Here is a 15,699-nt window from a genome sequence, read left to right on the forward strand (position 1 = left end):
GGCTTGTCAGACGTTCACCGCGTTCCGAGGACGCTGATGCCTCCCGTTCACCTCGGGCGCGCATCATCGAGGCATGTCGCTCCTCTCCGATGTGATCCGGTCGAACTCCACGACCCAGTGCGTCGTCTGCGGTGCGGTCATCAGCAAGCGCGATGCGCTCGGTCTCGACGGACTGGCGTTCTGCTCGGTCCTGCACGAAGCCGAACACATCGTCGCCACGCTCGACTGACCGTCGCCCGTAGGATCGGGCGGTGTCCGATCGCCAGCTCGCGGTGTTCCCCGCCTACCGCGACAACCCCTACCTGAACCTCATGCTGCTCGCGCCCCGCGCGCGGAGGTGGCACGTCCTCGAGAGCCTCCGGCTGGAGGTGCTCGAGCAGCACCTCGGCCGACTCGGCGCCGGCGACGTCTTCCACATGCACTGGACCGCGCCGATCGTGCAGCGCGCCGACGACGACCTCGACGCGGCACAGGTCCGGCTCGACCGCTTCCGCTCCGCCGTCGACGCGGCGCGCGACCGTGGCACCAAGCTGGTCTGGACTGTGCACAACATCCTGCCCCACGACGCCCGGCACCTCGACCTCGAAGTCGAGCTGAATCGGTACCTGGCCGAGATAGCCGACGCCGTGCACGTGATGAACGCCGCGACCGCTGCCGCGGTGGCACCGCACTACTCGCTCGACCCGGCTCGAGTCGTGCACATCCCGCACCCGAGCTACCAGGGCGTCTACCCGAGTTCCATGACGCGAGACGACGCTCGCGCGTCGTTCGGCCTCGGCCCCGACGACCACGCCGTCCTGGCGTTCGGGCAGATGCGCCCCTACAAAGGCCTCGACGTGCTCGTCGACGCCGTCCGACGCCTGCCCGCCGACCAGCGCCCCGTGCTGCTGCTCGCCGGCCGGACATCGGACGAGGATCGGGTCGCGATCGACCGGCTCCTCGGCGACGACCTGCGCGCCGTCCGCGAGCACGACCACGTCGACGACGTCGACGTCCAGCGATGGTTCCGCGCAGCGGACGTCGCCGTGTTCCCCTACCGGCGCGTGCTCAACTCCGGCAGCCTGCACCTGGCGGCGTCGTTCGGCGTCCCCGCGGTGCTGCCGGACGAGGCGCACCTGCGGGCGGAGTTCGGGGACGAAGGGTGGATCCGGTGGTTCGACACCGGGGACGCTGCGGGGTCGCTGGCGCAGATGCTCGCGAGGGAGGACGTCGAGTGGCATGCAGGAGCAGTCCGGTCAGCGACGGCCGCCAGCCGTCGTCTGATGCCGTTCCCGGTCTCCCGTCGGTACGCCGACCTCCTGGACCGGGTCTCCGCAGTCGGTTGAACCGTCGCTGGCCGTACCCGGCAGGTCACGGCAGGCGGCCGGAGGTCCTGCGAGGCTTCAGCGCATGCGGCGGGCAACGCGCCGCAACGCCGATGCGAGTCCCCGTTGCGGTGCTGCTCGCCGATCGACGAGGAAGCGCCATCCGTCGCGCCGGTCTGCGAGCGGCTGCAGCGGGTCCGCCGCGGGCAACGGCGGCAGGGCCATCCGAGCGGTGACGACCGGCAGCCGGACCTCGGACATGTCGGAAACGACCTCCACCGTGTGCCTGCCGACGGTCAGGCCGTCCGCCGAGAGGTCGACCAGCCACCGTCGGCCGCCGTCCTCGACCGTCACCGGCAGGCGCACCTCGCCGTCGGAGATGACGAGCGTCAATGCCGGAGGCGCGGCACCGGCTGGCATCGGACCGCCGAGCCGGAGTCCCGAACCGGTCGGTTCCGCCTGGTCGACGACCAACGGGACCACGTGGCGGAGGCGGGATGCAGCGATGACGTCCTCTGGGCTTCCTGCCCGGACCGCTTCCGCCATGACACCGACCAGCCCATCGCGGGCGGCCGGGAGCGGGAGCGCACGGAGCTGTGGCATCCACGCGCCGACGTCTGCTGGATCGACGGCGTCAGCGGCGTTCACGAACGCCGGGAGCAATCCGTCCGCCACCAGAGCGGCGACGTCGCTCGTGCTCGTCCTGCCGGCTCGTCCGAGGGCAGACAGCGCACCGATCCACGCGACTGCCCGCTCGGTGGCGTCCCCGCTCGCGGCGTTTTTGGCGAAGCGCTCCGCTGCTGCCCACTCGTCGGCCAGGACGAGGTGCCACAGCGTCCGACGCGGCGGAGCGACGTCCACGAGCCCGTCGAGACCGATCGCCGCCATGAGCGGGGCCAGCGCGTCGGCGACGGCTGCCGTTGCTGCTGCGTCCGGACCGCTGAGCAGGAACCGGTGCAGGTGCGCCCATCCGTCAGCATCCAACACGATCTCGGCATGCTGACTCCGCAGGGCGGGGTACTCCGCCACCAGCCTCGCGCAGTGCAGCTCCTGCCGGAGGTACCGGTCCGTCACCGCGACGTCCGCACGGAGTGAGAGCGACGTTCCGTCGCCCCGATCGCGGTAGAGGTAGACACAGTCTTCAACGACGTCGACCCTCGACGCTGCGGCAACGGCACGGGTCATCGGTTCGATGTCCTCGACGCTCGGCACCTCCGGGAAGCGGAGTCCCGCACGTTCCCAGAACGAGCGGCGGAACACACGGTTCCAGCAAGCTCGGCCCGACAACAGCGCCGGAACCTCCGTCGGCGCGACCGCCCGACGTGGGGCCTCGAAGAGGTGCCATCGAGCCGTCGGGCTCCAGGTCTCGGTCGCCGAGAACTTCAGGTGGTCGCCGACGACCATGTCCGAACCGCTCGCCGTGACAGCGTCGAGCATTGCCCGGTACGCCCCGTCCGGCACGAGGTCGTCAGCGTCGGCGAAGACGAGGTACTCCCCCGTCGCCGCGTCGACCCCCTCGTTCCGGGCCGCTGCGGCGCTGCCGACGTTCGACCGCAGCAGGCGGACGCGTGAGTCCCCGGCCGACACCGCTGCGACGAGCGCAGCCGTGTCGTCGGTTGAGCCGTTCTCGACGACCAGGACCTCCATCTGGTCGACCCCCTGGGCCAGGACCGTCTCGAGGAGTTCGGTGATCCAGGGGGCACTGTCATGGGCGGGGACGATGACGGACAGGGCCGGCGACGTGCTCATCCGGCCGGAGCCGTGAAGTCGGAATCACCGAGCGTGTCGGCTCGGTCGAGGGCACGAGCCAACCACGGCCCGAGCGAAGTGCTGTAGGTGTGTGACAGGTGCGATCCGTCGAAGTACACCGACACGCCGCCGATCCCGGAGAAGCAGCGGTCGTCGTCGCAGAACTCCTGGTGTACGGGAACGTAGCGGACGCGGTTTCCGTAGCCGTCCTTCACCAGCCCGCGGAACACTGCGGACGTCGACGGTGGGTACGCCGTCGCCACGGGGTTCGAGCATGCCGGGGCGGGCTCCTCGGCGAGGCAGTTGGGTCCCCAGACCTTCGCCTCGAGCGTCCGACCCGTCAACGGGACGTGCTGCATCAGGGACACGTCACGCCCGGCGTCCTGGACCGCGTCGATGACCTGCTCGTAGCCGAGATCCTGCTTCCCAGCATCGCCGGGGAACACGTAGTTCGCCCAGAGATCAGCAAGGACGACACGATCGGCACGAGGGACGACCGTCTCGCTCACCCACCGGTTGCGATCCGCACACCACCGCTGCTGGTCCGCCGGGAGCGCCTCACCGAAGGACGTGGCCTCCGGTGCGACCAGGGAAGATGGGCACTTGTTGCGCGCCGCGACGATGACACGCCAGTGCTCGATCTTTCCGGCGATGTCGAAGGCCGAGGACCAGGCGCCGGCGTGCGAATCTCCCCAGAGCAGCACCGTCGTCGTCCCGTCCGGGTCGCCGAGCTCACAGAGCTTCTGGGTGTTCTGGGTGACGTCGTCGATGCAGTCGTCCTGCCATGCGAGGGGTTTGTCGGCGAGCGGAGCCGGCAGCTCTGCGCGGTCCACCGTCCCGAAGGCATCGCGACACTCACGGCCGCTCACTGCGGCGGCGGCGTAGCAGGAATGTCCCTTCGTGACCTTCGCGATGAGCGCCGCGTCAGCGGCGTCGCTCGCGGCGGTCGCGACACCGACCGATCCGAGCGCGGCGCTCGCGAGGACAGCAGCGGCGAGAGCCCCGGCGATGTAACTGCGTCGACGCGGGAACGAGAGACGCCGGCTCTTCCGGAAGGGGTTCTCGACCAGCGTGTAGGTGAGCCCGGCGAGCACCAGCGTTCCGACCAGGATTCCGAGCTTGAGGCGGAGATCGAGATCCCGGCCGATCACTTGTGGCAGGAGGACGATGAGGGGCCAGTGCCAGAGGTAGGCGGAGTACGAGACGTCGCCGAGCCAGCGCACCGGACCAAAGCGGGACAGAAACCCCCACGACCAGGTCGAGTCCTCGTCGCTGCGTCCACCGATCACCATCGCTGCACCGAGCGTCGGGACCACCGCGGCGATGCCGGGGAACGGGGTGGCATCAGTGAACAGCAGCGCCGAACAGCCCACCGCCATGACGCCGATCCACGGCAGGACAGCGCGCAGCGACCGATGGGGTACCGGGAGGAAGGCGAGCAGACCGCCGACGGCGAACTGCCACGCACGCGCCGAAGTGTCGAAGAACGCCACGTCGGGATCGAGCGCCGTGTGCGTGACACCCCACGCCACGCTGAGCAGCGCGACGATGCCGATGGTGAGGGCGATGGCACGATGCGGCTTCGTCTTGCCGATGACCGCTGCGAGGAGCAGCAGGACGGGCCAGACGATGTAGAACTGCTCTTCGACGGACAGCGACCAGAAGTGCTGCAGCGGACTCGGCTGGGATGCGGACTCGAGATAGCTCACGGACTGTGCCGCAAGGTGCCAGTTCTCCACGAAGAATGTCGACGCGAGCACGTGCCAGGCCGTCGGCGCCCAACTCGTCGCCGGCAGGACGAGGAGGGTGGTGATCAGCACGCTCGCGGTGACCACGATCGCCGCAGGTGCGAGGCGGCGGATCCGGCGAGCGTAGAAGCCCACCAGCAGCTGAGGACTTCGTTGCTGCTCGATGAGTCCGACGAGATGACTCGTGATGAGGAATCCGGAGATCACGAAGAAGACATCGACACCGACGTAGCCACCCGTGAGGCGGTTCGGCCAGAGGTGGTAGAGCACGACCAGGCCGATCGCCAGGGCACGGAGTCCCTGGATGTCGGAGCGGAGGTGTGTCAGGCGCGTTCTCGGCACCCCGAAACACTAGACCATTTGAGGCATTCTCTACCGGCAGTAGGACGGGCGGTCTATCCTGCTGGAACGCCAGGGACAGGAATCAGGGGTTCTTCATGAGACGCATCGCGATCGCGCTCGGACTGACAACAGTGCTGATCGGAGGCGGAGCGCTCCTCCCCGGAGCCGTCGGGGGGCCGGCATCGGCAGCCACGAAGCCGGCGCAGGTGACCGCGGTCTCGCAGGCGACTCAGGACTGGGCCGGCAAGAGCGTCAAGATGACCTGGAAAGCCGTGCCCGGCGCAACGAGCTACGTCACGAAGTGGTCGAGCCGCGCTGACCTCGGGAGTCCGACGTACAAGGACTCGACCGGAGTCGGCGCGTGGATGACGCGACTCGTTCCGGGTACGACGTACTACGTCACCGTCGCAGCGAAGAACGGGACAACGGCCGGCGCCTGGGCCAGGACGGTGACCGCGGTGCTCCGCCCGCACGCCGTCGGGACGTTCGGTCCCATCACGGCGGCACCGGCCAAGGGAGCAGTCAGCGTCTCGATCCCGGAGGTCGCCGACGCGAGCGACTACCAGGTCCGCTGGTCCGCCGGACCCAACGAGAACCGGGTTCCCGACCGATGGGCAGCGAAGACCACGCCGTGGTCGTCTGCTTTCGATCCGGCGACGCGAACCTGGACGCTACCGACATCGGACGCGGACCTCACCTCGGTCGCGTACGGAAACCCGATCTACGTCCGAGCCATGGCCAGGAACACTTACTTCGATCCCGCGTCCGTGCGCAAGTCCGTCCAGGTCCGCGCATGGCCGAAGCCGACGGTTCCGGTCACGACTGACCACCCACTGCACATCGCGAGCTACAACGTCCTCTGCTCGGGCTGTGAGCAGAACGGCGCGCCGGCGTGGTCGACCCGCGCTCCCGCGATCGCCGACGTCATCAAGGACAAGGGCCCTGACGTCCTCACGCTGTTGGAAGCAAGCGGTTCGGCGGCAGGCCGCGGATCCGAGCAGGCCTACCTCGACCTCGCGCGCCGCCTGCCGGAGCTCCGTCTGGTCGACACAGCACCGATGACCGTGAGTGCCTCCCACCAGGGCAACCGAATCATGTACAACCCGACGAAGTACAGCGTCGTCGACCACGGAGTCCTCGCAGGAGTGAAGGACTACGAGGTCTACCCCGAGGCGAGTGCGCCGGACACGAACACCCCCTGGGCTGAGTTCCGAGCCGCCGACGGAACCGGCGCGACCTTCATCGTCGTCGCCGCGCATTACGGCATCCCGTCGAGCTCGTACGCGGAACCGCGGAAGACACTGTTGGGCAAGAACTCGGCACAGCTGATCACGGCGCTCAACCGAATCAACCCGGCGGACAGCAGCGGTCGTCGGTTACCCGTCATCCTCGGGGGCGACCTCAACGACAACCGGTACCCGGAGGACGCGGTGGACGGTGCACAGCCGACGCTCGTCAGGGCCGGTTTCTACGACGCCTCAGCGTCACAGCACCGTTACGGGACGAGCAAGCCCACCTACAACGCCTACCTCCCCGCCTCCGGACAGGTGGACGACCCGAACGGTGATGGCCAGCGCATCGACTACATCCTCACGCAGGGCATCCAAGGGAGCGACGAGTTCGTCAACAACTGGAACCCAGGCACGACGACGATCCCGTCCGACCACAACATGATCGAGGCCAGGGTTCGTGTCCCCACACGCCGGTGACAGCCGCAGTACAAGCTGCGACGAACGCCCCCGAAGTCACTTCAGCGCGCCGGTTGGTCGACCTCGGTGACGATCGTCCGGGCGGACCGCGGTCCGCCATCCAATGCCAGCATCGCCTCGAACACGCGCTGACTGTTCTGTTCGTCTCGGGTGACGAACGCGTTTCGAGTGCGTTCCAGGTACACGGCGTCGGAGTGGAAGCCGTCGGCGCCGATCGTCTCCACGGCCGCCTCCACCGCAGAGACGTTCGTGGCGACGGGGCCGAACCCGTCCCGCTGGTAGTCGAAGTACCCACGGCGTCCGACGTGTGATCCGTCGAAGAACGACGACGCGTCGAACTGGAAGTACACGAGCGGCACGTCGAGGAAGGCTGCCTCGAACCCGAGGGACGAGTAGTCCGTGATCATCAGGGCGGCACGCGCGATGACGTCCTGCACGTTGCGAGTCCCGTAGTCCCAGACCTCGACCCAGTCCGGCACCTCGAAGTCATCCAGGTACGGGCGCATGTTCGGGTGGGGCATGAAGACGACGCGCTTGCCGGTGCGGACTGCGACGTCACGGAGGCGCTCGGATCCGATGAGAGCGTTGTACTCGAGCGCGAACTGGCTCGCCGGGAAGTCCGGGTTCTTCAGCCGCTCGTTGCTCCCTGGTACCTGAGCACCAGCGAGCTTCTTCCGCCAGGTGGGCATGACCAGGATGAGGTCGCGCTCGGCGCCCGACGTGGCACGGCGCTTCCGCAGGAGTTCGTCGTGACGCGGGAAGCCAGTGAGCACCACCTCACGGTCCGTGAACGTGTACGGGCCGTCGCCGGCGATGGACTGCTTCTCCTGCGGAGTGACGACGACGAAGAGCTCCGCGGGCTTGGCGTTCACCCAGCGCGAGATGTCGTAGTTGGTGACGCCGTGCTGCAACCAGGTGAAAGAGAAGCGCGGATTCCCGTACCTCCACCGAGGGAGTGGGTTGACGACGTAGACGTCGATGTGGGACGACGCGAGATGAACCGCGTGGAGCATCAGCTTCCGCCACTCAGGAGTCCCGTGGGCAACGAGCCGGAAGCCCTCGGCAGCGAGACGTGCCCAGTCCTTCGACTTCTGGTCCAGGACGAACCAGGCATTGACTTCGGGTCGGTTCGCCCGCACCCATCGGTACAGGTGCTCCGCGTTGTCGTTCGCGTCGGTGTTCCGGTCCATGAAGACCCAGGCGTTCTCGTACTTCGCGCGGACCCGTCGCGAACGGACGGTCACCCCCAGCACGGCGTCCTCGGTCCGCCGTCGGTACTTGCCCGAGCGCAAGTCGTCGTAAACGCCACGAGCTTGCCGCTTCACGAACTGCAGTGCGGGCGTTGAGACGTCCGACCAGCGGTTCTGCAGCGCCTTCCGTTGTCCGATGATCTGCGGGTGCAGTTGACGGCGGGTCAGTGTCTCGTCGGCCTCGTGCCGCTCACCACGGCTGAACGGAACGACCTCGCCGTCGATCCAGATCCGGCTGAGACGGCCGCGCTCGATCCACATGTGACGTTGCCGCAGGACCGGCCGGCCGTAGAAGACCAGGTCCTGGACCTTCTCGTGCACCGGTAGGACCTCGACGCCATCGGTGGTGATGCGCTCCGCCGGACGGTCGCCCGTGAACCAGTAGCTGAGCTTCACGTGCTGTCGCACCTCATCGACCCGTTCGAGCTTCACGTACCGCGGGCGCTCTTGGGCGCCGGAGTACCCGATGAGCAGCGCCTTCCGGACCGCGTACTCGACGCTCATCAAGTCGAAGGAGTTGATGGCGTCGTCCGAGATGCGCGATCGGATCGCCGACACGAGGTCATGGAACTCGTCGAACGTGTGCACGGGCGCGAGCGCGGACGATGAATTGAGGGCTCGCTCGTTCTTGAAGTACCAGAAGAGGTCGTAGAGCAGGGTGTTCTCGAGCCACCTCGGGACGTCGCCCCGTCCGGCGGCCTCCTGCAGCAGATCCAGGTGTCCGTGACGGAGGACGTCGGTGTACTTGCCCGGGTGGTCGAAGTGCGACTCCATCAGAGAGGTTCCATCGCCGCGGATCCGATAGTGGTACTTGGCGGAGGCGAGGACACCGATGTCGTGCATCCGGGAGGCCAGGAGGTAACGGCCGATGAAGTGCGCGTCTTCGAACACCGGCCGGATCCGGCCGTCGAACCGCACATCGTGCTCACGGATCACGTCGGAGCGGAAGAACGCCGAGTTCACGGCCATCTGGATGACCGGTTCCTGGTCGATGTCGATGATGCGCGATCCCTTGGCGAACTTGACCCGCAGCGGGTGGCTGTCGACGAGTTCGCCGCGTTCGTTGAGACGGAGCTGATGGGTCGCGAGCATCCCCACGCGCGGCGCGCCATGCAGATTGACGAACTTGACGACCTCCTCGAAGTAGCGGTCGTCGAACACGTCGTCCGGGTCCGCGAAGGTCACCCACTCGGCGTCGACGTGTTCCATGCCCGCGTTACGCGCAGCAGCCACCCACGCATTCGTCTGGCTCACGACGACCACGTGCGCCCGACGCGCCTCCGACCAGCGCTGAAGGATCTCGAGACTGCCGTCAGTGGACCCGTCGTCGACGAAGACCAGCTGGACCGACTCGACCGCCAGTGTCTGGCGTTCGAGTGACGCGAGGAGGTCCGGCAGGTACCGGGCCACGTTGTACACGGCGAACACCGCGCTCACCAAGAACCGGTGACGCGACGACGTCGTCGCGATTTGCTGCAGATCCACTCTGTCCCCTCGTGCCGTCGTGCGAACGCTCAGACGGTCTTGTTGTAAGCGGCCACGACGTCCTCCGTCTTGCCGATCTGCTGGAGCTCGCCCTCGTTCAGCCAGGCGACCTCGTCGCACATGTCCTTCACGGTCGCCATCGAGTGGGAGACGAGGATGACCGTGCGGCCCTCCGCCTTCATCTCCTTGAACTTCGTGCGGCACCGCTTCTGGAACGTCGCGTCCCCGACCGCCAGGACCTCGTCGACGACCAGGACGTCCGGCGTGACGGCGACAGCGACGGAGAACCCGAGTCGGACGTACATGCCCGAGGAGTAGTTCTTCACCGGCTGGTCGATGAAGTGGCCGACGCCCGAGAACGACACGATCTCGTCGAACTTCCGCGTCACTTCCTTCCGGCTCATCCCGAGGATCGAACCGTTGAGGAAGACGTTCTCACGGCCGGAGAGCTCCGGGTGGAAACCGGAGCCGACCTCGAGCAGTGACGCCTGCTTGCCTCGGGCGGTGATCGAGCCCTCCTCCGGCCACAGGATCTTCGCCAGGCACTTCAGCAGGGTCGACTTGCCGGACCCGTTCTTGCCGATGAGGCCGAAGGTCGTGCCCTGCGGCACTTCGAACGAGACGTCCTTGAGTGCCCAGAAGTCCTCGTGCACGGACTTCTTGCCACGCATGACCATGCTCTTCAGCGAGTCGTTCCGCTCGTGGTACATCCGGAAGCGCTTGGAGACGTTCTCGACGGTGACAGCAGCATCGTTCACAGGAGTTCGGCCAACTTCTTCTCGTTGCGGGAGAAGACGACGTAGCCGATCGCGAGCGAGACGCACCCGGCGAGTGCGCACGCGACCAGGTCGCCCCATTCCGGCAGTCGGTTGTCGTACATGAGGTTGCGGAAGACCTCGGAGAACCGCTCGATCGGGTTGAGCTTGTAGACCGTGATGATCCACGGGTGCCCGGCCTTGTCCGCGGCGTTCTGGACGAGCGACAGGGGGTAGATGATCGGCGACAGGTACATCCACATCTGCAGGCCGATGCCCACCAGGTGCTGCATGTCGCGGAAGTGGACGTTGACGATCGAGAGGATGAGTCCGATCCCGGCGGAGAACATGGCGAGGAAGACCATCGTCAGCGCGATCACGGGCAGGAACACGAACCACTTCGATCCGAAGACCGCCAGTGCGATGAGCAGGACGCCCATCTCGACGAGCCACGTGAACCCGAACGAACCGACGGCGGCCAGCGGCAGCGTCATCCGTGGGAAGTAGACCTTCTTGATGAGCGAGCCGTTCGCGACGATCGACGTCATCCCGGCGTTGATCACGTTGCGGGCGAAGATCCACGGGAGCAGTCCGCACATGAGCCAGAGCGGGTAGATCTGCAGACCGCTCGGGTCCCCCACCTCGAGCCGGGCCCGGAAGATGAACGAGTACACGATCGTGTAGATCAGCATCGTCGCGAGCGGGTTGATCAATGACCACAGCTGCCCGAAGACGGTGCGCCGGTACTTGCCCTTGACCTCGCGTGCGGTGAGGTTGGCCAGCAGTTCGCGCGACGCCATCAGGTCGTTGAAGTACGTCATGCTTCGGTTGCTGACTCCTCCGGGGCGCAGCGGAGCGCTCCTGGTGCAGGGTTCGGGGACGAGACATTCTCGCACAGTGGCGTGGCGCAGCCCGCGCCGACGCTTCGCCACAAGGCGCAGGACACGGCGATCTGATGGATTACTGAAGAACTGTCGGTGAATCCAGTAGTGTCGACAGGTGCTCGTCAGCTTCGCCAACCACTCCACCGCGCCGGTGAACCTCGGCGGCGCAGAGCGGTCCCTCCTCCGTTTCGTCGAGGACTGGGCGGCGACCGACCCCGACTTCACCCCGCACTTCGTCACGAAGGCACCCCGCGGCAAGTTCATCGAGGCGCTCGACGAACGCGGCTGGCAGTACGACGCCTTCCGGTACCGCGGGTGGGCCGTGCCGAGCCCACAACCGGCCCCCGCGGCCGAACGTGCGGCGTTCGCGACCGTCGACTACGCGGCGGTGAGCGCGATCATCCGCCACTACGAGCGTCAGCGACCGGACCTGGTCGTCACCAACACCCTGGTCGCGCCGTGGGCCTCCTTCGCCGCCGCCGTGCTCGGGATCCCCCAGGCCTGGTTCGTCCGCGAGTACGGCGACCTCGACCACGGTCTGCACTTCCAGACCGGACGGGCCGCGACCCTCGGCGACATCGGCCTGCTCGCCGGCGCGGTCGTGACGAACTCCGGCGCCATGCGTGACCACCTCGCCCGCTACATGCCCGCAGAGGAAATTTCTATCGCGTACCCGTCGGTCGACGTCGCCCGGCTCGAGGCCACGCGCGCTGCCGAGCCGTCCGTGCAGCCGTTCCCCCAGGCCGACCCGGGCCTCCGCATCGTCGTCGTCGGCCGCGTGGAGCCATCGAAGGGCCAGCACCGGGTGATCGAGGCGCTCGGCCTGCTCCGTGACCGCGACATCACCGCGAGCGTCTGCTTCGTCGGCAGCTGGAAGCAGCCCGGCGAGGACCAGCGGCTGACGGCACGCGCGCGCGAACTCGGCGTCGCCGACCACGTCGTCTTCGCCGGCGAGCAGAACGCGCCGGCCCCCTACATCGACGGAGCTGACGTGTGCGTGACGGCGTCGACGATCGAGGCCTTCGGTCGGACCACGGCCGAGTACATGGCCCTCGGCAAGCCCGTGATCGCGACACGGGAGGGCGGGAGCGCCGAGCTCGTCGACCCCGGCGTCACCGGCGCCCTGTTCGATGCTGACGACACCGCCGGGCTGGCCGCGGCACTGGCCGGCTACGCGTCGGACCCCGCCACGGCCAGGAGGCACGGTGCGGCTGCCCCGGACCGGCTCGCCGCCGTCACGGGCTCCGGACACGACAACGCCGCCGCGATCGCCCGGCTCACCGCCCTGGTGGGCACGGAGGGCTACCGGCTCCCCCAGGTGGCCCGCTACTGGTTCGAGTTGCCCGCTGCGTACTCGTCCCTCGGCGCGACGAGCGCCCGTGCTGCCGCTGGCCTGCTGGCCTCCCGCCTCCGGAGCCGCTCCGGCGCCGTCGGTCGGCTGCTGTCCCGACCGGGCGCCGTGGTGCGCAGGGTGACCGGCCGATGAGCGAGCACCGCCGACCGGTGACGATCGTCGTCCCGGTCTACGACGACCTGCCCGGCCTCGAACGCTGCATCGAGGCCCTGCTCGACACGGTCGACTTCGAGCGCGACCGTGTGCTGCTCGCGAACGACGTCGGACCGAACGTCGACGCCGTCGAGCGACGCCTGCTGGAGCTCGTCGGCGAGCACCCCGGCTTCGAGTACGTCCGGAACGAAGCGAACCTGGGCTTCGTCGGGAACTGCAACCGTGCCGTCCTGGAACTCGACCAGACCGGCAACGACGTGTTGCTCCTCAACAGTGACACGGTGCCGATGCCCGGCTTCCTCGACGAGATGACCGCCGTCCTCGGCTCGGACGACACGATCGGCGTCGTCTGCGCTCGGAGCGACAACGCGACGATCGCGTCCTACCCGTTCGCGCGCCGCAACCCCCGGTCGACGATCGCTCCACGGCGGACCCGCGAACTCCACGGCCGGACGAAGTACCTCCTGCCCCGCTTCACCGTCGCCCCCGTGGCGATGGGGTTCTGCTTCCTCATCCGTCGGGAGATGGTCGACCGGTTCGGGCTCTTCGACGAGGTGTTCTCCCCCGGCTACGGCGAGGAGAACGACTTCTGTCTCCGCATCAACGAGCACGGCTTCACCGCGGTGCTCGCCAACCGGGCACTCGTCCTGCACGCCGGGTCGACGAGCTTCAGCGGCGACCGAGGACCGTCGCTCCGACTCGAACACGAGCGGATCCTGCTCGAGCGGTACCCGTTCTACGCCGGCGCCCTCGCACTGTTCCTGGCCCGGTACCGTGACGCCGTGGACGTCTTCGCCGACACGTTCCTGCCCGACGACGACGTCGTCCGCGTGGCCCTGCACGTCCCCCTGGACCTCTCCGACGAGGTGCTCGCTCGCGTCCGCGCGGTGCTCGCCGCCGCCCCCGACCACGTGGTCGTCACGGTGGTCGTGTCGTCGAAGCAGATCCGTCGAGCGCGTCAGGAACTCCCCGGTGTGGCGATCGCGGTCGGCGGCCGACCCCGCCAGGTGTTCGACATCGCCGTGGCCCTCGGCGCGCTGACCACGTTCGCGCAGCTCTCCGCGCTGAACGCGAATGCACCACGGTGGCTCCTCGTCGACCCGGTGGCCCAGGACGCGCGGTGGGCGCACGCGGTCGAGAACCACCGCGCCTCGGCCCTCGACCGGCTGCTGCGACGCTACGAGAACCGCAGCACCGCCTGGACCGGTGCCGCGGACCTGGTGCGACTCGTCGAGGTGGTCGCCGAGACCGAGATCGACCCTTCCGCCCTGCGCGCGCGCTGGCAGGCGGTGACCGACATCGCGGAGGCCACGGGCTTGCTGGTGCACCGGTCCACCGTGTCGTTCCGCCGCCTCACCGCGCTCTCCCTCGGCGCACGCAACCCCCGGATCGTGGCGCGTCTCCGCGCGATCACGGGTCGCGGTGCGTGACATCGACAGCCGGAGGGCGCTGGTCACGCTGACCGCGTCTCGACCCGTCCGCCTGGGCGCCCTCGTCGTCCTCGCGGTGTGGGCCCTCTACCAGTCTTTCTGGAACCTCCTGGGCCACAACGTCCACGGCGACGAGTCGGTCTACGTCCGTGCCGGCTGGGCGTACCTCCACGGCGACTTCTCCGCCAACCGCGAGCACCCGCCGACCACGAAGTACCTCTTCGGGGCCGCGCAGGTCCTGTTCGGCCAGGGGGTGCTCGGTCCACGCATCGTCGTCGGGGTCCTCGTCGTCGCAGTCGGCGTGACGCTGTTCTGGTGGCTCCGCCGCGAGGTCGGGTTCTGGACGGGCGTGCTCGTCGCGGCGATGTGGCTCCTGACCCCGCGCGGCTTCCTGGGCACCCGGGTGGACCGGTACGCCCTGCTCGACCCGGTGATGATCGCGTTCGCGGTCATCGCCCTCGCGGCGGCGTGGGCGTGGATCAGGACGGACCGGTCCTGGCTCGCGCCGGTGTCGGGTGCGCTCTTCGCGATGTCGGTGACCTCGAAGGTGTCCACCGTCGTGCTGCTGCCGGCGTTCCTCCTGCTGCCGCTGCTCTTCCGTCGCACACGCTCGCTCCTGGTCGCCGGCGGCCTGTGGGTGATCGCGTTCGTCCTGGTCACGGTCGCCCTGTACGCGCCGATGGGCATCCGCTCCGCGATCACGACCATGGTCACGTTCCAGGCCGGCCAGAACGAGCACGGACACCCGATCAGCATCGCGGGCCGGATCCACGCCTTCGCGCCGTGGTGGGCCGATGCCTGGTTCCTGTGGTCGGGGGTCGGCGCGGTCACCACCGTCGTGTTCGTCGTCGGGCTGTTCGCAGCCCTCGTGCTCCGGCCGGGCCGACTCGTGGCGTACCTCGGGACGGCGCTCGGCCTGCTCGTCGTCTTCTACGCGTTCGTCGCCCACATCGCACTCGCGAACTACTACGCCGCCTGGATGCCGTTGCTCATCGCACTCGCGGCGATCGGCATCACCCGCCTGGCCACCGTCCTGCCGTCGCCCATCGGCGGCGTCGTGGCGGCAGTCCTGGTGGTCGCCCTCGTGGTCCCGGCGGTCGGAGAGAGCGTCACGATCGCCCGCACACACCCGAGCGGCATCGCCCGCGTCGACCAGTGGCTCGACGACCACGGGCACGCTGCCGGCAGCGTGCTGTTCATCGCGGCCACCCCGACCCTCACGGAACCGTACTTCGCAGGCCGCGGGTCGATGGAACCCGACGACGGACCGTTCGCCGCCGTGGTGGTCGGCGACGATCGACGGTTCCCACCGAGCGCCGAGGTCCGCGCCTTCCTCCGGTCCGACGCCGACCAGCTCGAGCGCACCGAGGTCGACGGCTTCACCGTGTGGATCCCCCGCACGGGCACCGTCGTGGAGCGCGCCGGCCGACTCAACGTCGTCCCCTGAGGTCGCCCGACCCACGACCGTGACGCCGCGGCCGCACCGGACGGGGGCCTGTCAGGATGGGAGGCCCGTGGCGGACCCGCCACGGGCCT

At 68.4% G+C, this 15,699-nt stretch carries 11 protein-coding genes; 6 read left to right on the forward strand and 5 right to left on the reverse strand.

The genetic code is table 11. The annotated features are described in order from the left end of the window. The first annotated feature begins 73 nt into the window (after positions 1–73). Both DEJ24_RS16795 and DEJ24_RS05365 read left to right on the forward strand, forming a co-directional pair. Positions 74–229 carry a hypothetical protein gene (locus DEJ24_RS16795; RefSeq protein ID WP_181421520.1) on the forward strand — a complete coding sequence of 52 codons (156 nt, stop codon included), beginning with the start codon at positions 74–76 and terminating at the stop codon, positions 227–229. Between the two features lie 22 nt (positions 230–251). Continuing rightward, positions 252–1,325, forward strand: coding sequence for a glycosyltransferase (locus DEJ24_RS05365; RefSeq protein ID WP_111077619.1), 1,074 nt, complete (start codon positions 252–254; stop codon positions 1,323–1,325). 57 nt (positions 1,326–1,382) lie between these two features. Here the strand turns inward: DEJ24_RS05365 and DEJ24_RS05370 are convergent, their stop codons facing one another. Further along, complete coding sequence (locus DEJ24_RS05370; protein ID WP_111077620.1) at positions 1,383–3,053, reverse strand: glycosyltransferase family 2 protein; 1,671 nt, start codon at positions 3,051–3,053, stop codon at positions 1,383–1,385. Then, a complete protein-coding gene (locus DEJ24_RS05375) occupies positions 3,050–5,143 on the reverse strand; it encodes an acyltransferase family protein (RefSeq protein WP_111077621.1) in 2,094 nt (697 codons plus the stop codon). Before DEJ24_RS05375 ends, DEJ24_RS05370 begins: the two co-directional genes overlap by 4 nt. Before the next feature lie 95 nt (positions 5,144–5,238). On the opposite strand from DEJ24_RS05375, the gene DEJ24_RS05380 reads away from it, so the two are divergent. Next, entirely contained in the window at positions 5,239–6,852 is a 1,614-nt protein-coding gene (locus DEJ24_RS05380) for an endonuclease/exonuclease/phosphatase family protein (protein WP_111077622.1), read from the forward strand. A 41-nt stretch (positions 6,853–6,893) separates the two neighbouring features. Here the strand turns inward: DEJ24_RS05380 and DEJ24_RS05385 are convergent, their stop codons facing one another. From DEJ24_RS05385 to DEJ24_RS05395, 3 genes are read right to left on the reverse strand one after another with little or no spacing between them, the layout of a single operon-like run. Then, on the reverse strand, positions 6,894–9,587 hold the full coding sequence (locus DEJ24_RS05385) for a CDP-glycerol glycerophosphotransferase family protein (protein WP_181436528.1): 2,694 nt from the start codon (positions 9,585–9,587) through the stop codon (positions 6,894–6,896). Positions 9,588–9,616: 29 nt separating this feature from the next. Next, positions 9,617–10,345 carry an ABC transporter ATP-binding protein gene (locus DEJ24_RS05390; protein ID WP_111077624.1) on the reverse strand — a complete coding sequence of 243 codons (729 nt, stop codon included), beginning with the start codon at positions 10,343–10,345 and terminating at the stop codon, positions 9,617–9,619. Further along, the gene (locus tag DEJ24_RS05395; RefSeq protein WP_110903107.1) at positions 10,342–11,163 is read right to left on the reverse strand and encodes an ABC transporter permease; all 822 of its coding nucleotides are present in this window, start codon (positions 11,161–11,163) and stop codon (positions 10,342–10,344) included. Before DEJ24_RS05395 ends, DEJ24_RS05390 begins: the two co-directional genes overlap by 4 nt. Before the next feature lie 178 nt (positions 11,164–11,341). Between DEJ24_RS05395 and DEJ24_RS05400 the strand changes: the two genes are divergently transcribed. From DEJ24_RS05400 to DEJ24_RS05410, 3 genes are read left to right on the forward strand one after another with little or no spacing between them, the layout of a single operon-like run. Further along, on the forward strand, positions 11,342–12,712 hold the full coding sequence (locus tag DEJ24_RS05400) for a glycosyltransferase family 4 protein (protein ID WP_111077625.1): 1,371 nt from the start codon (positions 11,342–11,344) through the stop codon (positions 12,710–12,712). Next, entirely contained in the window at positions 12,709–14,163 is a 1,455-nt protein-coding gene (locus tag DEJ24_RS05405) for a glycosyltransferase family 2 protein (protein ID WP_111077626.1), read from the forward strand. The genes DEJ24_RS05400 and DEJ24_RS05405 overlap by 4 nt, the downstream gene beginning before the upstream one ends. Continuing rightward, positions 14,156–15,610 (forward strand): glycosyltransferase family 39 protein, encoded by a 1,455-nt coding sequence (locus DEJ24_RS05410; protein WP_111077627.1) that lies wholly within the window; start codon positions 14,156–14,158, stop codon positions 15,608–15,610. Before DEJ24_RS05405 ends, DEJ24_RS05410 begins: the two co-directional genes overlap by 8 nt. Positions 15,611–15,699 lie beyond the last annotated feature (89 nt).

The sequence above is a fragment of the Curtobacterium sp. MCPF17_001 genome, assembly GCF_003234615.1.
Taxonomy (GTDB): Bacteria; Actinomycetota; Actinomycetes; order Actinomycetales; family Microbacteriaceae; genus Curtobacterium.

Excerpts from the sequence above, each read along its gene's own strand:
- DEJ24_RS16795 (WP_181421520.1), top strand. The coding sequence starts at position 74 with ATGTCGCTCCTCTCCGATGTGATCCGGTCGAACTCCACGACCCAGTGC.
- DEJ24_RS05370 (WP_111077620.1), bottom strand. The coding sequence starts at position 3,053 with ATGAGCACGTCGCCGGCCCTGTCCGTCATCGTCCCCGCCCATGACAGT.
- DEJ24_RS05380 (WP_111077622.1), top strand. The coding sequence starts at position 5,239 with ATGAGACGCATCGCGATCGCGCTCGGACTGACAACAGTGCTGATCGGA.
- DEJ24_RS05395 (WP_110903107.1), bottom strand. The coding sequence starts at position 11,163 with ATGACGTACTTCAACGACCTGATGGCGTCGCGCGAACTGCTGGCCAAC.
- DEJ24_RS05405 (WP_111077626.1), top strand. The coding sequence starts at position 12,709 with ATGAGCGAGCACCGCCGACCGGTGACGATCGTCGTCCCGGTCTACGAC.